The sequence below is a fragment of the Sphingomonas caseinilytica genome (assembly GCF_023516455.1).
Taxonomy (GTDB): domain Bacteria; phylum Pseudomonadota; class Alphaproteobacteria; order Sphingomonadales; family Sphingomonadaceae; genus Sphingomicrobium; species Sphingomicrobium caseinilyticum.
In genome coordinates this window covers 36,624-57,090 of the sequence record NZ_JAMGBA010000002.1, presented here as the reverse complement: position 1 = coordinate 57,090, position 20,467 = coordinate 36,624, and the positions used below count along the sequence as shown (strand labels likewise).

The window sequence follows — 20,467 nt, the reverse complement described above, 5'->3', positions numbered from 1 at the left end:
AAATGACACGCCTGTTTCCCATAGTGCTGGCTGCGGTCGCGATTGCCGGCCCGCTTTCCAGCCAGCCTATCACAGCGCCAGTCCAGCAGGCGGCAGACGACCCGTTCCGGGCGGGCGACGCCAAGGTCGCCGTCGAGAATCTGGCGACGGCGCTGGAAAGCAATTTCGTCTTCCCCGACGTGGGGAAGGCCTACGCGGCGATGCTTCGGTCCAACCTCGCGTCGGGTGCTTATGACAGCTTCCCGAATGCCAGGGCCTTCGCCATTCGCGTCTCAAACGATCTCCAGGCAGTGCATAAAGATGGGCACCTCCGCCTGCACGTCATTCCGCCCGAGGATCGCGGCAATGCAAACGAGAATGCTCCGATCAGCTTGCCCGACGGTAGCGCAATTACGAGGTCGGGTTGGTTGGCGCCGGGCGTGGCCTACATCAGCTTCGCCATGTTCCCGGGCAATGAGGCGACGCTGCAGGAGCTTCGCAAATTCCTCGACGCGCACAAGGATGCGAAGACATTGATCATCGATGCGCGTGCCCATCGCGGTGGCGGCATGGATGAAATGGACATGATTTTCGGGGAGATATTCTCCAAGCCGGCCGATCTGCTCACGATGGATACGCGCCGGGCGGCCGAGGAAGCGGGAAGCGACCCGGATGACAATCGCCCGACCATCAAGATGGTCCCGACCTCCGAAGATGTGGTGCGCCGGGTGCATAGCGCGCTACCCGACTCCACGCCCACGGCGCTGCGGCAGGCCGATGTATATTATCTGACCTCGAAGCGCTCCGCCTCGGCCGCCGAGCATCTCGCCCTCGCGTTCAAGCGCAGCCATCGAGCGACGGTGATCGGTGAGACGACCTATGGCGCTGGTCATTATGGCCGGATGATGCCGGTCGGCAGCATCTATGCGGCGTTCATACCGGTCGGTCGCACCTTCGATCCCGATAACGGCGAGGGCTGGGAAGGAGTCGGGGTGAAGCCGGACGTGGCTGTCTCGGCGGACCAGGCGCTCGACGAGGCGCTGCGCCGTGCCGGCGTCGGCCTGACGGGTCAGGCCGCACTAGCGGCGCTCCGCTAGGCCGCGACCTGCTCCAACGACTCCGCAATTAGCTTTCGGCTGTTGTCGAGCCCGTAAAGCGCGATGAAGCTGCCCATGCGCGGCCCTTGCGGCGACCCCAGCAGCGTCTCGTAGAGCGACTGGAACCAATGGCGAAGGCTCTCGAACGGGTGGCGCTTGCCGACTTCGAACACGACATTCTGGATCTCGTCGCCCGGCGTATCGGGTGACAGCTTCGCAAGCTCGGCATCGAGGTCCTTAAGCGCGTCAACTTCATGCCCCTCCGGTTTGCGTCGATTGAGGCTTGGCGCCACGAAATCGCGCGCATAATTGACGGCGAGGCCGATGAGCTTGTCGAGCTCCGGATGCGTCTCGGGCGATGTGTCCGGCGCATAGCGCTGAACGAACCGCCACGCCGTTTCCTTGTCGCCGACACCTGGCAGCGACGTCAGGTTGAGCAACAGGCCATAGGTCAGTGGCAGCGTGTCCGTCGGAACCTTCCCGCCATGGATGTGGTGCACGGGGTTGCCGAGCTTCTGCTCGACCGGCTGCGCCGGATAATTGCCGCGAAACTGGTAATATTCGTCGACCGCCCGCGGGATGACCGCGATGTGGAGGCTCTTCGCCTTCTTGGGCTCGCGATAGGCGAAGAAGGACAGGCTCTCCTCGCTACCATAGGTCAGCCATTCTTCGAGGCTGAGGCCATTGCCCTTCGACTTGGAGATCTTCTCGCCCTTTTCGTCGAGGAACATCTCATAGTTGAAGCCCTCCGGCGGACGGCCGCCGAGGATACGCGCGATCTTGCCCGACTGGATCGTGGAATCGATCAAGTCCTTGCCGGCCATTTCATAGTCGACGCCAAGTGCAACCCAGCGGAGTGCCCAATCGACCTTCCACTGAAGCTTGGACTGGCCGCCAAGCGCAGACTGCTCGACCTTCGTGCCGTCCTCATCGGTGAAAGCGATCGTGCCGGCATCGGCATCGACTACGCGAACCGGGACTTGCAGCACCTTGCCCGTAATCGGCGATACAGGGAGCACGGGCGAATAGGTCTGGCGGCGCTCCTCACGCAGAGTCGGGAGCATCACGCCCATCACCTCATCCCACTTTCGCAGGACCTGGCGGATCGTCTCGTCGAACCGGCCCGCTGCGTAATATTCGGTGGAGGAGGCGAACTCATAATCGAAGCCGAAGCGATCGAGGAAGCGCCGCAGCATCGCATTATTGTGGCCCGCAAAGCTCTCATACTCGCCGAACGGGTCGGGCACCTTGGTCAGCGGCATGCCGAGATAGTTCGCCAGCATTTCCTGCTGCGGCACATTGTCCGGGACCTTGCGAAGCCCGTCCATGTCGTCGCTGAACGCCAGCAGGCGCGTCGGCGCACCGCCGGTCAGTTCCTCATAGGCGTGGCGCACCATGGTGGTCCGCAGAACCTCGTTGAACGTGCCGATGTGCGGCAAACCTGACGGGCCGTAGCCGGTTTCGAACAGGATCGGTTCGCCGCCAGGCTTTCCGTCTGGCCAGCGTTTCAAGAGCTTGCGCGCTTCCTCATAGGGCCATGCCTTGCTCGTCAAGGCTGCCTGGCGGATCGCGTCGTCGCTCAACTGTTGCCCTTTCGTTCCGGCATGGTCATTGGATAAGTCGTTGTGCGCGCTCCTTTGCCTCTTCCTGCCCTTCATGCAACCCATGCCGGTATCTGGATCGCCGCCGTAGGCGAGGTGCGCGAGGCGTCGCGGGGCGAGGCGATCTCCCGCCTGGCTGATACTCCGCACATCATCCTGAACGCACCGCTGGTCGGTCAACGCCTTGGCTACGCCGATGTGTCCGGCCTCGACTTGTTGGAGCTATTCGCATTCGTCCACCCGGCACGCTTCGCCGTTCCGACCGTCGCGGGGCTGGCGCGAGCGACCGGAATCCTGCCTCCGGCCGGCGAGTCGGAGGCGGCCGCCAAGCTGGTGGAAATCGCGGAAGCCTTGCTCGCCGTACTGGCCGATACAGATTGGCCGGAACGGGAAGGGGCATGGACCGCCAATGCGACGCTCCAGCGCCTCGGCTGGAGCTGGGCGCCGTTCATTGGCCAGCGCATCGCCCAGCCGGAACGGGCCGAACGGATGCTCTTCTCGCGCCTGCCGCAATGGGAGGATCAGGCAGAGCGGCCGCAGCCCAAGACGATTTCCATCCCTGCCGCGGACGCCGGGCAAAAGCTTGCCGAGCTGACGGGCTCCCAGGCTGAGTCGCGCGAAGGACAGCGGGCGATGGCGGCAGAGGCCACCGCCATCTTCGCCCCGCGCCGGGCCGCAGGCGATCCCAACATGCTGCTCGCCGAGGCAGGGACCGGTATCGGCAAGACGCTCGCCTACCTCGCGCCGGCCTCCCTCTGGGCGGACCGGGCCGGCGGAACCGTCTGGGTTTCCACTTTCACCAAAGCGTTGCAGCGGCAGCTCGATGCAGAAGGCGTGCGCCTGTTTCCCGATGCGGATGAACGCAAGCGCCGGATCGTGATCCGCAAGGGTCGGGAGAATTATCTCTGCCTCCTCAACCTCGAGGACGCGATGCAGGGCGCATTTTCCGGCAGAGCCGCCGTGCTGGCACAGCTGGTCGGGCGCTGGGCAGCCTACACCAAGGACGGTGACATGGTCGGCGGTGACTTGCCCGGTTGGCTTCCCAGCCTGTTCCGGCGCGCCGGGGCCACGGCGCTGACGGATCAGCGCGGCGAATGCGTTTATGCAGGCTGCCCGCACTATCGGAAATGCTTCATCGAGCGTGCCGAGCGGGCGGGGCGAGAGGCGGACCTGGTGATCGCCAACCATGCGCTGGTGATGGTGAATGCAGCGCGTGGGCGGCCCGATGCACCGAGCCGGATCATCTTCGATGAAGGCCATCACCTGTTCGATGCCGCGGATTCGACTTTTTCGTCAGCCCTGACCGGCCGCGAGGCCATCGAGTTGCGGCGCTGGATCGTGGGGCCGGAGGGCAAATCGCGCGGGCGGAGGCGAGGCCTCTCGGCACGCCTGCTCGACGTCGCAAGCTATGACGAGCAGGGAGCGCAGGCGCTTGATGCTGCCGTCGAGGCAGCGCGGACGATGCCAAGCGAAGGCTGGCTTGCACGGTTGGCGGAGGGCGGCCCATTCGGCCCGGTGGAAGCGCTGCTGCATGAAGTTCGCGGTACCGTCTACGCCAGGGCCAAGGCGCAGGAAGCGGGCTACGGTCTTGAAACCGAATTGGCTGAGCCTGACGGCAATCTCGTGTCGGCTGCCTCCGCCGCGATGGAAGCACTGGAATCGCTGGCCAAGCCCCTTGCGGCGCTGAATCGGCGGTTGGAAGCGCTGCTCGAAGATGCACCGGACTGGCTGGATTCGCAGGCCCGCGCCCGTGTTGAAGGAGCGATCAGCGGGCTCGCCTGGCGGCGCGAGACACTGGCCAGCTGGATTGCCTTGCTGGGTAGGATCGGCGGCGCTGGAGATCCCGACTTCGTCGACTGGCTGGCGATCGACCGCGTCGAGGGCCGCGAATATGATGTCGGCCTGCATCGGCACTGGCTGGACCCGACCCGTCCGCTCGCACGGGCAGTGCTTGAACAGGCCCATGGCGTTCTCGTTACATCAGCAACGCTCCGCGGCCCCGAGGGCTGGCCGAGCGCGGAAGCGCGCACGGGTGCGCTCCACCTGCCTGGTCCGGCCGGCCATTTCGAAGCGGAAAGCCCTTTCGACTATGGCCGGCAGGCCGAAGTGTTGATCGTCACGGATATCGGCAGGAACGATATTTCCGCGCTGGCCGGCGCCTACGCCCGGCTGATCGAGGTGGCGGAAGGCGGCACGCTCGGGCTGTTTACGGCTATCCAGCGGTTGCGGGCGGTCCACGCGCGCATTGCCGACCGGCTCGCCCGGGCAGGGCTGCCGCTGCTGGCCCAGCATGTCGATCCGATCGACACCGGTACGCTGGTCGATATCTTCCGTGACGACCCGCACGCGTCATTGCTTGGGACCGATGCCTTGCGCGACGGCGTTGACGTCCCTGGAGATTCCTTGCGCCTAGTGGTGATGGAACGGGTTCCCTGGCCAAGGCCAACCGTGCTTCATGCCGCGCGCAGGCTCGCCGGCGGCGGTAGCGCCTACGATGACCGCGTGGTTCGAGCGCGGTTGGCCCAGGCCTTCGGGCGGCTGATCCGCCGACAGGGGGACCGCGGGCTATTCGTCATCCTGTCGAGCGCACTTCCCTCGCGCCTGCTGACGGCCTTTCCACCGGAAGTCCCCGTCTCACGGGTTACCTTCGATGTTGCACTGGAGCGCGTCAGGGCGAAACTTTTTGCCGCAGAAGGCGCTTCTCAACCCATCATGGCGGAGAGCGAACGATGAAGAGCCTGACACTGTTTCGCCATGCCAAGACCGAGCGGGATTCCGATACGGGACGCGATTTCGACCGGCGATTGATCGAGCGTGGCCAGCAGGACGCGAAGCGCATCGGCGAGGAGATGCGAGCGCTCGACCTGGAATATGATCTGGTCATTTCCAGCCCTGCGGCAAGGGCAGCGGAGACTGCCGAACTGGCAGGTCTCGACGTTCGATTCGACGAGCGGATCTACGACGCCGCGACGAGCGAACTGCTGGCCCTCGTGCAAAGCGCGCCCGAAGAAGTCGGGCGGCTTGCAATGGTTGGCCATAATCCCGGTTTCGAGCGGCTGGCCAGCCGCCTCACCGGCCAAGACGTCGAAATGCCGACGGGCTCGCTGATCGAGATAGGAATTCCGGTGGACCGTTGGGCGGACGTAACGGAGGCAACCGGGCGCCTGGTCCGTTTCATCAAGCCAAAGGAATTGCGCTAGTCGCGGAGCGCGGTGGCCAGTTGATCGCGAACCGACCGTAGCCGGTCGAGATCAAGGAGCGCGTCCCCTGGAATGCTCGGCATTTTAAAGGCCGGCGGTTGGGCTGGTTCCGCGTCAACGCCGCCCTTTGACCTGAGCAGCTTCTGAACGCCCTTCACCGTATAGCCTTCTTCGCTGAGAAGGCGGTGAATGCGCCGGGCTAGCGCGACGTCGTCCGGCCGATAGTAGCGTCGGTTCCCGGCCCGTTGAAGCGGTTTCAATTGAGGGAACTTCGTCTCCCAATAGCGCAATATATGCTGCGCCACGCCAAGCTCGGCGGAAAGCTCGCCGATCGTTCGGAAGGCGTCCGGAGATTTTTCGCCGGTCGCCACAGCCGCCTTACTTGGCGATCCGGTCGCGCATGATCTGGCTTGCGCGGAACGTCATGACCCGGCGAGGAGCGATCGGCACTTCGATGCCGGTCTTCGGGTTGCGGCCGACCCGCTCACCCTTGTCGCGCAGTATGAAGGTTCCGAAGCCGGAAACCTTCACATTCTGGCCGTCGCTCAGCGCGTGGCACATGTGGTGCAATACGCGCTCGACGATGCTCGCGCTTTCAGCGCGCGACACGCCCAGCCGGTTGTGAACGATATCGGACAGGTCGGCACGCGTAAGCGTGCCCAAGTGCAATCCGTCCGTCGAACGGGCAATACCCGCATCAGCCATGTTAAGAATCTCCGCCCCCTAAAACGTTGCTCTCGCTGACCTTGCCGTAACGCTACTGCAAAGTTCCGCCGTCGGCAATTCGACATTGCCGGTTTTTCCTTGGGTTTCAATATCGGAGAGCGGCCGCGCCCCAAGTAAATCCGCCGCCCATCGCTTCGAGGACAAGGAGGTCGCCCGGTTTGACGCGCCCGTCGCGCACCGCGACATCAAGCGCCAGGGGCACGGATGCCGCTGATGTATTGGCATGGCGGTCGACTGTGACGATCACCTTCTCGGGCGGCAGGCCAAGCTTTTTGGCTGTCGCATCGAGGATCCGGGCATTGGCCTGATGGGGCACGACCCAATCAATGTCGGAGGAAGTAAGGCCGACTTCCGACAATACTTCGGACAGCACGTCGGCAAGGTTCACGACCGCGTGACGGAAGACTTCGCGGCCCTTCATTCGCAGCTTGCCTACCGTTCCTGTGGTCGACGGACCCCCGTCGACGAACAGCAACCCGTTATGCCGCCCATCGGCGTGGAGCTTAGTCGACAGGATACCGCGCTCGCCTTCCTCCGCTTCGAGGACCACCGCACCCGCACCGTCCCCGAACAAGACGCAGGTGGTCCGGTCTTCCCAGTCCAGAATGCGGCTGAAGGTCTCGGAACCGATGACCAGCGCGCGCTTGGCATTTCCACCGCGCAGCATCGCGTCGGCGATGCTCAACGCATAAAGAAAGCCGGTGCAGACGGCGTGGACGTCAAAGGCAATGCAATCTCGAATCCCGAGCAGCGCCTGAACCTTGGTCGCCGAAGACGGGAAGGTCTGATCCGGCGTAGCGGTGGCCAGCACGATGAGGCCAATGTCGTCGGGCTGCAGCCCGGCCGATTCGAGCGCTTTGCGGCAGGCCTCCACCGCCAGCGTGGCGGTGGTCTCGCCGTCCGCCGCAATGTGGCGGCTGCGAATACCCGTGCGTTCGACGATCCATTCGTCTGACGTTTCCACCATCTCTGCCAGTTCGGCATTGTCGACACGCCTGGAAGGAAGCGCGGAACCGGTACCCTTAACGACGGAACGAAGGGTCATTCGGCTGCTTCTCCAGAAAATGCATGGGCGCGGAAGTTGTCGAGATCGTCGCCGATCTTCCGTGTGATATCGTTGCGGACCATCGATGCAGCAACGGCAATGGCGTTGGCAACGCCCTTGTAATTGGCACCGCCATGGCTCTTCACCACCAGCCCGTTGAGACCGAGGAAGACCGCGCCATTGTGATTATTTGGGTCGAGGTGGACCTTGAGCAGGTTCAGCGCCGGCTTGGAAAGGGCGAATCCCGCCTTCGATCTCAAGGATGACGTGAACGCCCGGCGCAACAGGTCGGTCACGAACCGCGCCGTTCCTTCCGCCGTCTTGAGTGCGATATTGCCGGAGAATCCGTCGGTTACCACCACGTCGACGTCGCCGCGCGACAGCTTGTCGCCTTCGGTGAAGCCATCGAACTTGAAGGGAAGATAGGTTGCCTCACGCAGGAGAGCGGCTGCTTCCTTGAGCTCGCCAGTGCCCTTGAGTTCCTCGGTACCGATATTGAGCAGCTTTACCCTCGGCTTGGAAATGCCAAGCACCGTGCGCGAATAGGCCGCTCCCATCACAGCGAACTGAACCAGGTTCTGGGCATCGCATTCCGTATTGGCGCCAAGATCCAGCATGACGCAGTCGGTAGTGCCGAGGGTCGGGAGTAATGCCGCCAAAGCGGGCCGATCGATCCCGGGCATGGTGCGAAGCGCCAGCTTGGCCATCGCCATCAGTGCGCCGGTATTGCCGCCCGAAAGCGCGGCGTTGGCAGTGCCTTCCTTCACCGCATTGATCGCCATTCCCATCGAGGTGGTTTTGGCTCTGCGGATGGCCTGACTAGGCTTTTCCGATGCTTCGATCGAATCGGTGGTATGGTGGAGGGTGACCGCTTCCATCAGCGGCCGGTGCTTATCCAGCTCCGGCTTGATAAGCTTTTCGTTGCCAAAGACATCGAACCTGAGGGCCCGGTCCTTGCGGCGCGCACGGGCCATACCGGCGATCATCACCGCCGGGCCGATGTCTCCACCCATGGCGTCAATTGCGATGCGCGGGCTCACGTCCATGCGTGTTGTGCCCTCGTGCCGCTAATGCCGCTCAGGCCTCGGTCGAAACGATCTCGCGGCCGTTATAGTGGCCGCAGGCCGAGCACAAATTGTGCGGAAGCTTCAGTTCGCCGCAGTTCGGGCATTCCTGGAAAGCAGCCGGGCTCAGCGCGTGATGGCTGCGGCGCATGTTGCGCTTCGAGGGCGACGTTTTTCTCTTAGGGACGGCCATCTCGGCTCTTCCTCAATCTTCGGTTCAAAAAAATAGGCGACTCTCCTGCGCCCAGCTCGTCGTGGGTCCTCGTGAAAGGACCCCCGCGGCGGCGGCCGGATCGTCGCGAACGAAGGCGCCCTATAGCGGAATCTCTGGGCCGCGCAAGCGATTCACGCCCGGGCCAGGACACGATCCGCGACAAAGGGGTTGGTCGCCCGTTCGTGGCCAAAGGTGGACATGGGTCCATGGCCGGGCACGAAATGCGTGTCGTCTCCCATCGGCCATAGCCGCTGGGTGATGGAATCCAGCAGATTCTGGTGATTGCCGCGCGGGAAATCGGTTCGTCCGATCGAGCCTTGGAACAGCACGTCGCCGACGATCGCCAGCTTCGATTCGGGGTGGTGAAAAACGACGTGGCCGGGGGTGTGGCCAGGGCAATGACGCACGTCGAAGGTCAACTTGCCGACTGTCACCGTATCGCCGTCGACAAGGTAGCGATCCGATTCAAACGGCTTGCCGTTGATCCCATACCGCTGCCCATCTTCCTGCAGCCGCGCGATCCAAAACAAATCTTCTTCATGCGGGCCTTCGATCGGCACGCCCAGTTCTTCGGCGAGGATGCCCGCCTGCCCGCAATGGTCGATGTGACCGTGCGTCAGCAAAATCTTTTCGATCGTTACGCCGGCCTGTGCGGCCGCCGCCTTCAGCCGATCCAGGTCTCCGCCAGGATCGACGAAGGCGCCCTTCATCGTTTCCGTGCACCACAGCAGCGTGCAGTTCTGCTGCAGCGGCGTGACCGGGATGATCGCGGCTTTAAGCGGCGGATTCGACATGAAAATTCGCCTAGGGTTGGCCCGGAAGTTTGTCGAGCGCGGCCGGCACGTTTTTCATCGATGCCGAAACCGTCTCGGCCCGACGCAGCGCACGCAGCACATTACCCCCCGCAAGCTTGGCAAGATTCTCGTCGCTCCAGCCGCGCTTGATCAGCTCCGCGAAAATCAGCGGATATGTCTCGACGCCCGTCAGGCCGGTTGGCGTGAAGGGAATTCCATCGAAATCGCCGCCGAGGCCGACATTGTCGTAGCCCGCGAACTTGACGACATGTTCGATATGGTCGGCGACGTCGGTCACGCCGGTTTCGGGACGCGGGTGGGCCGCCTCCCAAGCCTTCTTGCCCGCGGCCACAGCGGCCTTGCTTTCGCGATGCATGGCCTTGAGCCGCGCTTCCTCGGCGGACTGCGCCGCGCCCCATTCCCAAACTTCCTTCGACAGGAAGGGCGGCACGAAGTTGACCATTACGACGCCCCCATTCGCGGGCAAAAGCCGCAGTACCTCGTCGGGCACGTTGCGCGGATGAGCGTTCAACCCGCCTGCTCCGCTGTGCGAGAAAATTACGGGCGCCCGGGTAGCCTCGATCGCGTCGCGCATCGTCGCCGCGGATACATGGCTCAGGTCAATCAGCATCCCCAGCCGGTTCATTTCAGCGACAACCTTGAGGCCGAAGGGGGAAAGGCCGTCATACTTCGGTTCGTCGGTGGCGCTGTCCGCCCATTCGGTGGTCTGGTTGTGGGTCAGCGTCATGTAGCGCGCGCCTAGCCGATAGAATTGGCGGAGCGCCGCGAGATCGCCGCCGATCTGCCGGCCACCCTCGATGCCGATCATCGATGCGACTTTGCCGCTCTTGTGGATCCGGACGACGTCGTCGGCTGTCAACGCCCGCTCAAGATCATTGGGGTAGGCGGCGATCATTCTGTCGACGATGTCGATCTGGTCGATCGTCCGGCGGATTGCCTCATCACCAGTATGATTGCCGTCAATATAGACCGACCAGAACTGCCCGCCGACGCGGCCGGCGTGTAGCCGGGCCATATCGGTCATCAGCGGATTGTCCGGCCATTTGTCGGTTCCGCTGGCAAGATTGTCGATACGGAAGCCGTGGCTTTCCTGCAGCTGCTCGGCAATGTCGTTGTGGCCATCGATGAGCGGCGTCTTCTTCAAGATACGGTCGATGCGGGCCTGAACCTTGGCATCGATAGGCTGTTGAGCAAGCGCGGATGTGGAAACAAGCATCGCAGCAAGCAAAACGAACGAACGCATTGGCAGGACCCCTCCCAGTTATGATTTGCGCGAGGGTTTACGGAGCAGTGCCATCGGGGGCAATGGCGCATCATGTGGATCCTGTTCGACGATGCGCGGGAAGGGGGAGCGGCGCCGCGGCTATACCGGCAGCCTTCCAAGGTCATCGTCGCGAACGAACTGGATGAAGTTGTCCCCGCGCTCGATCGGATCCGGTCGGGGCTGCAAGCCGGCAAGCATGCGGCCGGTTATCTCGCCTATGAAGCCGGTCACGCCCTGGACCCGAAGCTGGTGCCCAGCTTCCGAAAGCCCGGCGGGCCGTTACTTTGCTTTGGACTGTTTGATGGATTCGAAACGCCGGTCATTTCGGCGCTCCTCCCTTCACCGGACAGCGCATTCGTCGGGCTCCCGTCGCCGCGCATTTCGCGGGCTCAGTACGAAGCGGCCGTGTCGGCGGTTCACGACCATCTACTTGCCGGGGATTTTTACCAGGCGAATCTGACATTCGGCTGCGATGTGGCGGTCGCCGGAGATCCAATCGCGATCTACTCGCGGCTGCGCCGATCATCGCAAGCAGGCTGGGGCGGGGTCGTCCTGCATGACGACAGGGCTGTCATCTCCTTGTCGCCCGAACAATTTTTCACGCTTGGCCGAGGCGTCGTCGAGGCAAGGCCCATGAAGGGAACCGCGCCCCGGCGAAGCGTCGACGTCGCCGACCGGGCCGAAGCAGCCGAGCTTGCCTCCGACGAGAAGCAACGCGCCGAGAATCTCATGATCGTCGACCTGATGCGCAATGACCTGGCTCGCATCTCGATCCCGGGAAGCGTGGAAGTGCCAGACCTGTTCGCCGTGGAGACCTATCCGACCGTCCATCAGATGGTCAGCCGGATCACCGCGACGATTCGGTCCGAATGCGATGCGATAGACATTCTCCGCACCATCTTCCCCTGCGGCTCCGTAACCGGCGCGCCAAAGATCGCGGCGATTGTGGCCCTCCGGCAGCTCGAACTCGAACCTCGGGGCGCCTATACCGGCTCGATGGGTTGGATCGAACCTCATCGGAACGGGGAGGCGGGGGATGCGGCGTTCAATGTGCTGATCCGAACCTTGCAATGGCACCGGCCGTCGGCGAAGGCCCGCCTCGGCCTCGGATCTGGGCTTGTCGTGGACAGCGAGCCAAGCAATGAATGGGCCGAGTGTTTGCTGAAAGGGGATTTCGTGCGTCGCGAAAGCCAGGACTTCGACCTGATTGAAACGATGCGGTTTGACCCGTCAGAAGGCATCGTCGATCTCGACCGGCATCTGGATCGAATGCGAAATTCCTCGGCGGACCTGGATTTCCGTTTCGACCGCCATGCCGCCCGCAATGAACTGCAGGCCGCAACTTTCGGCCGCAAGCAGCGGGCAATGGTCCGCCTGCTTCTCTCGCGCAGCGGGGCGATGGCCATCCAGGCAAAGCCCTATGACGATCCGGCCGACCTTCCGGTCCGGGTGGCGGTGCGACCGCTTCCGGTCGATCCCAGTGATTTCCGGCTTCGTTACAAGACGACCGACCGCCGTTTCCTCGACCTCGCGAGGGAGAGCGAGGATGCCTACGAGACCATCTTCGTCGATCCCGACGGTCAGCTTACCGAAGGCAGCCGGACCAGCATTTTCGTTGAGCGGGACGGCAAACTCCTCACCCCGCCGCTGTCGCGCGGCCTCATGCCGGGCATCCTTAGGGCCAAGCTGATCGAGGAAGGCAAGGCACAGGAAGCCGAGCTCACACCCGCCGATCTCGATGAAGGCTTTTATATCGGCAACGTCATCCGGGGCCTGATCCCGGCGCGCATCGCCTAGGCGGCGATCGGGAAGCGCAGCATCCGGTCGGAAACCGGAACCAGTGCCGAAGCCGTCGAGCCGACCTTTCGAACAATCTCGGGATGACCGGCGTCGAGCCCTCCGGTCAGTGCACCATAGGCTGGCAGGATCAACTTGGTCGCGCTGGCGACGAAGCAGCGTCGTGAAACATTTCGTCCCTTGAGGTTGAGCCTCATCTTGGGATGGAAATGGCCCGAAATCTCCGGCCGGGCCTCCCCGACCACGGCCTCGTGGCGCAGGACGATGCCGCCGACCTCGCATTCCTCCTCGATCCGGCCACCGCATTGATCGGCAAATCCAGGGTCGTGATTGCCGACGATCCAGACCCAGTCGATCTGCGACGTCAGGCGCAGCAACAGGCTCCGGGCATCGCCGGGAAGCCGCTCGCAACCGAACCGGTCGTGGAAGCTGTCGCCCAGGCAATAGAGATGCTCGGCCTTGGTTCGCTCAATTTCCTCCGCGAGCGCCTGGAGCGTCGCCAGGGAATCATAGGGCGGAAGCATCTGGCCCAGACGCGCGAACCAGCTGGCCTTTTCAAGGTGCAGATCGGCAACGAGCATCGCCCGTTCGGAAGGCCAATAGACGGCTCCAGCCGGGCTTGCCTGAAAATCATGATGAGCGAACGAAAGGGGAACCATCGATTCCGCCTGTAGCGCGAATTCTGCCGCTATTCCAAATGGTTCATGATGTGATCGCGAAGCGCCCGCGCATCGTGAAGCGCATTGTGCGGGACCGTGCTGTTGGCTGCCGTCGAGAAGCCGTGAAGCGGAACGAAGTGGAGGCTCAATGGCGGAACGGTCAGCATCATTCCCGGGCCGGTTACCAGCAACATGGACAGTTGCGCCAAATCTTCGGGCCAATCGGCAACTATGTCAGGCGCTTCATCATGGGCGAGCCAGGATGCCAGCGCCTCGGCCGCTGCCAGCCGGGACAGGCGCGGGCCACGGAGGCCCTCCGGCACCATGTCGAGGAAGGGGACGACATGTCGCTCGACCCACGGATCGTAGGGCTCGTCGAACTCCAGCGTGACGTAGAACTCTTCGCTGCCGTCCTCGGGAACAAGCGCCAGGCTCAATAGCTGCCCGTTAAATCCGTTATATTCCGTGTCGAGAAAGTAGCGCATCGATACTTACTCTGGACGAACGCGTCCCGACGTTCCAGTCTCATTGCCGAATTGGGACCTGAAGGGGAGGAATCATGAAATTGCGTTCAGCGTTTTTGGCTGCGACCACATTGATCGCGGTGGGCTCGTCGGCGGCGTTCGCCAAGCCGGGCGATCCTGGCCGGGAAAAGGTGGTCGCTGCGATCAAGGCGGACCATGACGCGTCGATCGATCGTCTTCGCAAATGGATCGCGCTGCCGACCATCGCCAACATGAACATCAATCACCGCGAAGGCGCCGAATATATGAAGCAGCTGGTGCTCGATGCGGGCTTCCAGCAAGCGAAGATCATCGACACCGCCGGGGTCCCGGGCGTTTTCGCGACGCTCGATGCGGGCGCCAAGGACACGCTGGCGATCTACTTCATGTACGACGTGAAGCATTATGACCCGGCCGAATGGTCGTCGCCGCCGCTTGAGGGGAAGATCGTCGACAGGCCCGGAGAGGGCAAGGCGCTCGTCGGCCGCGGCGCGGTCAACCAGAAGGGTCCGGAAACCGCCTTCCTGACGGCGCTGCGCGCCTTCAAGACGTCGGGCGTCAAGCTTCCGGTCAACCTGGTGTTCGTCGCGGAAGGCGAAGAGGAAATCGCTTCGCCCAACTTCTCGCAAGTAGTCACCCAGCCGGAGGTGAAGGCGGCCCTGGAGAAAGCGGTCGGCATCATCATCCCGTCGGCAAGCCAGTCCGTCGACGGACAGGTTACGCTACTTCTGGGTGCCAAGGGCGCAGTCGAGCTGCAGCTCATCTCCAGCGGCGAGAAATGGGGCCGTGGCCCCACCAAGGACGTTCACTCCAGCCTCAAGGCGAATGTCGACAGCCCGGTTTGGCACCTCATCAAGGCGCTCAACACTCTCGTTTCCGAGGATGGTCAAACGCCAGCCATCGACGGCTGGTACGACAATGTGAAGCCGCTGACCGCACGGCAGAAGGAATTGATCGCCGCCGACGTGGCCGCAGGCAATGAAGCGGACGATATGAAGACGCTGGGCATCAAGCATTGGTACAAGGACGAGGATTATCTGACTGCGTCCTACCGGCTTGCCGAGCAGCCGACCATCAACATCCAGGGACTGGTCAGCGGCTATATGGGACCTGGCGGCAAGACGGTCCTTCCCGGCCGTGCGGAGGCCAAGATCGACCTTCGGCTGGTGCCCGACATGACCAAGGACGAAGTCATCTCTAAGCTGAAGGCCCATCTCGCCAAGCGCGGCTTCGGCGACATCGAGGTCAATGTCAGCGGCGGTTACGGCCCCAACCAGACCGACGAAAACAGCCCGCTGATCAAGGCGGAGCAGGCGACGCTTGCGGACGCGAAAATTCCGGCCACCCTGTCGGCACGATCTGCCGGTAGCTGGCCGGGCGTCGTGTTCACCGGCCCGCCTTTGCATCTTCCGGCCGGTCAGTTCGGCGCCGGTCGCGGTGGCGGCGCCCATGCGCCGGACGAATGGCTGCTCATCGAAAGCACCAATCCCAAGGTGGTCGGCTTCGACGGGCAGGCCGTTCTGTACGCCGACTTCCTCTATGAAGTCGCGCGAACCGCCAAGAAGAAGAACTAGGTCGGCTAAAGCGCCGAGCAATCGTCGTTCGGGAGAGGCTTGCCTTCGCGGCAGCGCTTCTCCCGGGCGCGAGCCTCTTTCCCGGCTTTTTCCTCGGCCTTGCGGATCTCCCGGCCGCGCTTTTCATCAGCTTCGGATTGGCTGGTCGTCACCGCATCGACCCCGGTCGAGACGACTTTGACCGGCAGTGTGACGACATCAACCGCGGCGTCGGCAACAGCCCCAACGACACAGCCAGACAATAGAAGCGGAAGAACAGGCAGAATCAGTACGCGCATGTCCGTAGTTTAGCCGGCTCGGGCGGCCCGCGATATCGGTTACTCCAGCCGCATCGCCTCTTCGGCAAGCGCTTCGGCCTCTACCAGCAACGCTTCATCGGCGCTGCCTTCCGGCGCCGCCTCCCGGCCGACGATAACCATGAGCGGCACCGCCATGGGCGTGATCCGGTCGACCTCGACATGCACCATCGTCGCCGCCGCCCGATCGACCAGCCGAACCAGCCTGCCAAGCTCGGTCATCCGGGTCCGCGCATCGTCCCAGGCGGCCCGTAGCAGCAGATGGTCCGGCTCATATTTGCGAAGCACGTCATAGATGAGGTCGGTTGAAAAGCTGACCTGCCGCCCGGTCTTGCGCTTGCCGGGATGCTGCCGCTCGACCAGCCCGCCGATCACCGCGACTTCGCGAAATGCATTCTTCAGCAAATAGGAACGCTCGACCCACTCCACGAACTCGCGTTCCAATATGTCGGCCGAGAATAAGGATTGCGGGTCCGTGACAGGCTCCAGGCCATAGCAAGCCAGGCCATAATCGTTGGCGACGAAGCCCAGCGGCTTCAGCCCAGCTTTCTCCATGCGCTTGGCGATCAGCATCCCCAGCGACTGGTGCGCATTCCAGCCCTCGAAGCTGTAGGCAACCATATAGTGGCGGCCTTCGTGCGGGAAGGTCTCGACCAGCAGCTGGTGCGGTTCCGGGAGCAGCGAGCGTTCGGACTGGACCTCCAGCCATTCGCTCACATCGTCGGGAAAGCGATGCCAGTCGTTCCGATCAGCGAGCATGTTCCTTACGCGGTTGGCGAGGTGCGTCGACATCGACATTCGCTGTCCGCCGTAGGTGACGATGCGCGCCGACTTCTTTGACGCATGGACGATTATGTCGGTGTCCTTGATGCGCTCGACCTCCAGGCTGAGGCCGGCGAAGAAGAAATGGTCGCCGGGAGAAAGCGTTGAGGCAAAGCCTTCCTCGACGGTTCCAAGGCGCCGCCCGCCCTTGAATCGGACGTCGAGCAGCGGTTGCTCGACAATCACCCCCGCATTCATCCGGTGCTGCTGGGCGATCGTCGGTTTCGAAAGACGCCAGTGGCCTGAGGCGGATGGCTCCTCGACGATACGCCTGAACCGGTCATAGGCCTTCAATGCATAGCCGCCGGTCGAAACGAAGCCGAGGATCTCGCGGAAAGTCTCGTCCTTGAGCCCGGCATAGGGAGCAGCCGAACGAATTTCGTTTAGTAGTTCGGCTTCGTCGAACGGTCCGGCGCAGGCGACCGCGAGGACATGTTGGGCAAGGACATCCAACGTCCCCGGGCGGAACGTCTCGGGGTCCAGCTCGCCATCGTCGATGGCGTCAAGCGCGGCCCGGGCTTCGAGATATTCGAACCGGTTCCCGGGAACGATCATTCCCTTCGACGGCTCGTCCAGCCGGTGATTGGCGCGCCCGATCCGCTGGAGCAGGCGAGAGCTGCCCTTGGGGGCGCCCATCTGAATGACCAGGTCGATGTCGCCCCAATCGATGCCAAGGTCGAGGCTCGCGGTCGCGACCAGCGCGCGAATCTTGCCGTCGGCCATGGCCGCCTCGATCCGCCGCCGCGCCTCGACGGCGAGGCTGCCGTGATGGATCCCGATCGGTAGCGACTGGTCGTTGACGGCCCACAGCTTCTGGAACGTCAGCTCGGCGAGGCCCCGCGTGTTGCAGAAAATCAGCGTCGTGCGATGCTTCTCGATCAGCTGCATCACGTCGCGCACCGCATGATAGCCAGAGTGACCCGACCAGGGGATGCGGTTTTCGGGAATGAGGATCGAAAGGTCGGGATCCGCGCCCGGGTCCCCCTTCACCAGCCGCACCGCGTCCAGATCGGCATCCGGCGCGAGCCAGGAACGATAGGCGTCGGGCTCGGCCACCGTTGCGCTGAGACCTATCCGACGAAGCTGGGGAGCGAGCGCTTGCAGCCTCGACAGTGCAAGCGACAGCAGATCGCCTCGCTTGTCCCGGGCGAAGGCATGTATCTCGTCGACGATGACGGACTGGAGATTCTCGAACATCAGCCTGCTGTCCGGATAGCTCAGAAGCAGGCTCAGGGATTCCGGCGTGGTCAGCAGAATTTGCGGCGGACGTACGCGTTGGCGCGCTTTCCGGTCGGAAGGCGTGTCGCCGGTTCGGGTTTCGACGCGGATATCGAGGTCCATTTCCGCGACCGGGGTCAACAAGTTGCGCTGAACATCGACCGCCAGGGCCTTCAACGGCGATACGTAAAGGGTATGCAGGCCGTCCGCCGGTGCTTCGATCAGGTCGGCCAGGGTAGGAAGGAAACCCGCCAGCGTCTTTCCGGCGCCGGTTGCTGCAACAAGCAACGTATTCGCGCCGTCACGTGCGGCCGCCAACATCTCCAACTGATGCCGGCGAGGCTGCCACCCCCTTGCGGCAAACCATTGTTCGAGAGGTGGCGGAAGCGCTGGGCTCAGGGCTCTTGACGCTTGGCCGCCTTGTCCTCGGCCTCGTAAAGGTCGCGGGTCGCCTGTTCGGTCCTGGGATTACTGGTCGACCTGCCCTTGCTCCGCGTACGCAGAACTGCCCAGATCAGGACCACGCCCAGGATGACGACGCCAATGACTTCCATCGTGAACAGGTTCAGTCCGCCAGTATCCATGACATACACTCCATGCACCAAGCGGAACTCATCCGCCACGCTGACGGTATAATGCCGCAATGCCCCGTCTGGGTTCCTGGATCGAGCCTTTTCCTGAAGGCATCTACGTAAAGCCGGCCGACGCCTGGATCGATCCGTCGCAGCCGAAGGCGAAGGCGTTGGTCACGCATGGCCATGGGGATCATGCGCGCGGCGGACACGGCCAGGTTTGGGCAACGCCGGAAACGCTGGCAATCATGGGCGTCCGCTATGGCGACCAGAACGGGCTCGCCGTCGGCTATGGCGAATCCGTCCGGCTCGGAAGCGTCGATGTCAGCTTCGTGCCCGCCGGTCATGTGCTCGGATCGGCGCAAATCGTACTGGAGCATGCGGGCGAACGAGTCGTGATTTCGGGAGACTATAAGCGCAGACCCGATCCCACCTGCGCCCCATTCGTCGTGACGCCGTGCGACATCTTCATCACCGAAGCCACGTTCGGACTGCCGGTATTTCGCCATCCCGAAACGGGCAGCGAGGTCGATCGCCTGCTGCATCGGCTTCGGGCCGAGCCGGGACGCTGCATTCTTGTCGGCGCCTATGCGCTGGGAAAGGCGCAGCGGGTCATCATGGAACTGCGCGGGCGGGGCTATGATGAGCCGATCTACATCCACGGGGCGCTTGAACGCTTATGCCGGCTCTATGAGGAGCTGGGTGTGCCATTAGGTGAGTTGAGGCCGGCGACCGGGGCGGCCAAGGCGGAACTTGCCGACAAGATCGTCATTTGCCCTCCCGGCGCGCTCAACGATCGCTGGTCGCGTCGTCTTCCGGATCCCATCACCGCCATGGCGTCGGGGTGGATGCGGATCCGCCAGCGGGCACGGCAGCGAAATGTCGAGCTGCCGCTGATCATCTCCGATCATGCCGACTGGGACGAGCTCACGCAGACGATCCGCGAAGTGGCGCCCAGGGAAGTGTGGATCACCCATGGGCGCGAGGATGCGCTGATGCATTGGTGCCAGCTTCACCAGATCAAGGCGCGGGAGCTCAACCTAATCGGATATGAGGATGAGGACGACTAATCCTCGTCTTCAGCCATTTCCGCGATTTCTCGAAGCGCGGAGTGCGCGCGCTCGCGGTCGATTACCAAGGCAGCGGTTTGGGTAATAAGGTCGACCAGGGCGAGGTCGCGTACCGTCGGTTCGCGCGGTTCGCGGTGGTACATCGCAAACGTACCGAGCACTCTTCGGCCACGGGTAAGAATTGGGATCGACCAGCAAGCGCGAAGCCCATGGGGCAGTGCGACCACCTTATATTCTTCCCATAACCGGTCGGTCGCGATGTCCGAAACGAAGACCGGCGTGCCGCGGTAGGCGGCGGTGCCGCACGATCCGGCACAAGGCCCGATTTCGGCGCCGTCGATCGCCTTCATATATTCGCTCGGCAAGCTTGGTGCCGCGCCGTGCCGAAGATGCTTTCCATCGAGATCGAGCAACAGGATGGATCCCAATACTTCGGTCCGGGACGTGGCCTCGATAATTTTGATGAGCTCGCCCAACGTCTGCTCGAGAGGGCTATCGCCGATCGCCAGCTCGAGGACTCTGTTATGCGCGGAACGAAGCTCTTCGCTCTTCTTATCCTCTGAGACGTTATGGCCTTGCAAGAGAACGCCGGGAGTTCCGCTACCCGCATCGCTCAACGGCTGGACGATGAGGTCGACGAAAATCTCTTCGCACCAGCCGCCAGGAAGGTTCATTCGGATCGGCATTCCGCGCCCGATGTAAGGATTGCCCGAGCGCTTGGCTTCGTCCAGCAATCCCACGAAGCCCTGCTCGGCCAATTCCGGTACTGCTTCGGCCAGGCCCTTGCCGACGAGATCGCTTCTATTGACGAGGTCCTCGAACGCCTTGTTAGCGACCGTTATGCGGTGACCGCTGCCCTCGAGGATTGCCAGGCAGCCGGGCGCCTGAGCGAACAGGCGCTGGAGCCTTTCTCGCTCGTGACCGTCCATAGCCATCTGGATCTGCATGTTA

20 protein-coding genes are annotated in these 20,467 nt (G+C 63.0%); 6 read left to right on the top strand and 14 right to left on the bottom strand.

The genetic code is table 11. The annotated features are described in order from the left end of the window. The first annotated feature begins 2 nt into the window (after positions 1-2). On the top strand, positions 3-1,076 hold the full coding sequence (locus tag LZ496_RS06995) for a S41 family peptidase (RefSeq protein WP_249903933.1): 1,074 nt from the start codon (positions 3-5) through the stop codon (positions 1,074-1,076). Here LZ496_RS06995 and LZ496_RS06990 read toward each other — a convergent pair. Next, positions 1,073-2,659 carry a lysine--tRNA ligase gene (locus tag LZ496_RS06990; protein WP_249903932.1) on the bottom strand — a complete coding sequence of 529 codons (1,587 nt, stop codon included), beginning with the start codon at positions 2,657-2,659 and terminating at the stop codon, positions 1,073-1,075. The genes LZ496_RS06995 and LZ496_RS06990 overlap by 4 nt on opposite strands. A 42-nt stretch (positions 2,660-2,701) precedes the next feature. Between LZ496_RS06990 and LZ496_RS06985 the strand changes: the two genes are divergently transcribed. Continuing rightward, positions 2,702-5,410: an ATP-dependent DNA helicase gene (locus LZ496_RS06985; RefSeq protein ID WP_249903931.1), complete on the top strand. Its 2,709-nt coding sequence runs from the start codon at positions 2,702-2,704 to the stop codon at positions 5,408-5,410. Further along, positions 5,407-5,877 carry a SixA phosphatase family protein gene (locus LZ496_RS06980; RefSeq protein ID WP_249903930.1) on the top strand — a complete coding sequence of 157 codons (471 nt, stop codon included), beginning with the start codon at positions 5,407-5,409 and terminating at the stop codon, positions 5,875-5,877. The genes LZ496_RS06985 and LZ496_RS06980 overlap by 4 nt, the downstream gene beginning before the upstream one ends. On the opposite strand, the gene LZ496_RS06975 is transcribed toward LZ496_RS06980, so the two are convergent. From LZ496_RS06975 to LZ496_RS06945, 7 genes are all read right to left on the bottom strand, one after another. Continuing rightward, positions 5,874-6,248 (bottom strand): MerR family transcriptional regulator, encoded by a 375-nt coding sequence (locus LZ496_RS06975; RefSeq protein ID WP_249903929.1) that lies wholly within the window; start codon positions 6,246-6,248, stop codon positions 5,874-5,876. The two genes, LZ496_RS06980 and LZ496_RS06975, sit on opposite strands and share 4 nt — an antisense overlap. Before the next feature lie 7 nt (positions 6,249-6,255). After that, positions 6,256-6,582, bottom strand: a complete 327-nt coding sequence (locus LZ496_RS06970) for an integration host factor subunit alpha (protein WP_249903928.1) — start codon at positions 6,580-6,582, stop codon at positions 6,256-6,258. A 106-nt stretch (positions 6,583-6,688) separates the two neighbouring features. Then, positions 6,689-7,648, bottom strand: coding sequence for a beta-ketoacyl-ACP synthase III (locus LZ496_RS06965; RefSeq protein ID WP_249903927.1), 960 nt, complete (start codon positions 7,646-7,648; stop codon positions 6,689-6,691). Beyond that, positions 7,645-8,694 carry a phosphate acyltransferase PlsX gene (gene plsX, locus LZ496_RS06960; RefSeq protein ID WP_249903926.1) on the bottom strand — a complete coding sequence of 350 codons (1,050 nt, stop codon included), beginning with the start codon at positions 8,692-8,694 and terminating at the stop codon, positions 7,645-7,647. The genes LZ496_RS06965 and plsX overlap by 4 nt, the downstream gene beginning before the upstream one ends. A gap of 31 nt (positions 8,695-8,725) precedes the next feature. After that, the gene (gene rpmF / locus LZ496_RS06955) at positions 8,726-8,905 is read right to left on the bottom strand and encodes a 50S ribosomal protein L32 (RefSeq protein WP_249903925.1); all 180 of its coding nucleotides are present in this window, start codon (positions 8,903-8,905) and stop codon (positions 8,726-8,728) included. Between the two features lie 152 nt (positions 8,906-9,057). Further along, positions 9,058-9,720, bottom strand: coding sequence for an MBL fold metallo-hydrolase (locus tag LZ496_RS06950; RefSeq protein WP_249903924.1), 663 nt, complete (start codon positions 9,718-9,720; stop codon positions 9,058-9,060). A 10-nt stretch (positions 9,721-9,730) separates the two neighbouring features. Beyond that, positions 9,731-10,984 (bottom strand): dipeptidase, encoded by a 1,254-nt coding sequence (locus tag LZ496_RS06945; RefSeq protein WP_249903923.1) that lies wholly within the window; start codon positions 10,982-10,984, stop codon positions 9,731-9,733. Positions 10,985-11,056: 72 nt separating this feature from the next. Between LZ496_RS06945 and pabB the strand changes: the two genes are divergently transcribed. Then, complete coding sequence (gene pabB, locus LZ496_RS06940; RefSeq protein WP_249903922.1) at positions 11,057-12,802, top strand: aminodeoxychorismate synthase component I; 1,746 nt, start codon at positions 11,057-11,059, stop codon at positions 12,800-12,802. On the opposite strand, the gene pdeM is transcribed toward pabB, so the two are convergent. Both pdeM and LZ496_RS06930 read right to left on the bottom strand, forming a co-directional pair. Continuing rightward, positions 12,799-13,461 carry a ligase-associated DNA damage response endonuclease PdeM gene (pdeM, locus tag LZ496_RS06935; RefSeq protein WP_249903921.1) on the bottom strand — a complete coding sequence of 221 codons (663 nt, stop codon included), beginning with the start codon at positions 13,459-13,461 and terminating at the stop codon, positions 12,799-12,801. The two genes, pabB and pdeM, sit on opposite strands and share 4 nt — an antisense overlap. A gap of 29 nt (positions 13,462-13,490) precedes the next feature. Next, on the bottom strand, positions 13,491-13,946 hold the full coding sequence (locus LZ496_RS06930; RefSeq protein ID WP_249903920.1) for a hypothetical protein: 456 nt from the start codon (positions 13,944-13,946) through the stop codon (positions 13,491-13,493). Positions 13,947-14,020: 74 nt separating this feature from the next. Here LZ496_RS06930 and LZ496_RS06925 point away from each other — a divergent pair, with 74 nt between their 5' ends. Further along, positions 14,021-15,538 (top strand): M20/M25/M40 family metallo-hydrolase, encoded by a 1,518-nt coding sequence (locus LZ496_RS06925; protein WP_249903919.1) that lies wholly within the window; start codon positions 14,021-14,023, stop codon positions 15,536-15,538. Between the two features lie 5 nt (positions 15,539-15,543). Here the strand turns inward: LZ496_RS06925 and LZ496_RS06920 are convergent, their stop codons facing one another. From LZ496_RS06920 to LZ496_RS06910, 3 genes are read right to left on the bottom strand one after another with little or no spacing between them, the layout of a single operon-like run. Next, positions 15,544-15,816, bottom strand: coding sequence for a hypothetical protein (locus tag LZ496_RS06920; RefSeq protein WP_249903918.1), 273 nt, complete (start codon positions 15,814-15,816; stop codon positions 15,544-15,546). Between the two features lie 39 nt (positions 15,817-15,855). Beyond that, complete coding sequence (locus LZ496_RS06915; protein ID WP_249904911.1) at positions 15,856-18,273, bottom strand: ligase-associated DNA damage response DEXH box helicase; 2,418 nt, start codon at positions 18,271-18,273, stop codon at positions 15,856-15,858. Beyond that, positions 18,270-18,458 carry a hypothetical protein gene (locus tag LZ496_RS06910; RefSeq protein WP_249903917.1) on the bottom strand — a complete coding sequence of 63 codons (189 nt, stop codon included), beginning with the start codon at positions 18,456-18,458 and terminating at the stop codon, positions 18,270-18,272. The genes LZ496_RS06915 and LZ496_RS06910 overlap by 4 nt, the downstream gene beginning before the upstream one ends. A gap of 59 nt (positions 18,459-18,517) precedes the next feature. Between LZ496_RS06910 and LZ496_RS06905 the strand changes: the two genes are divergently transcribed. After that, positions 18,518-19,516 (top strand): ligase-associated DNA damage response exonuclease, encoded by a 999-nt coding sequence (locus LZ496_RS06905; RefSeq protein ID WP_249903916.1) that lies wholly within the window; start codon positions 18,518-18,520, stop codon positions 19,514-19,516. Here the strand turns inward: LZ496_RS06905 and LZ496_RS06900 are convergent. Next, entirely contained in the window at positions 19,513-20,463 is a 951-nt protein-coding gene (locus LZ496_RS06900; protein ID WP_249903915.1) for a GAF domain-containing protein, read from the bottom strand. The two genes, LZ496_RS06905 and LZ496_RS06900, sit on opposite strands and share 4 nt — an antisense overlap. Positions 20,464-20,467 lie beyond the last annotated feature (4 nt).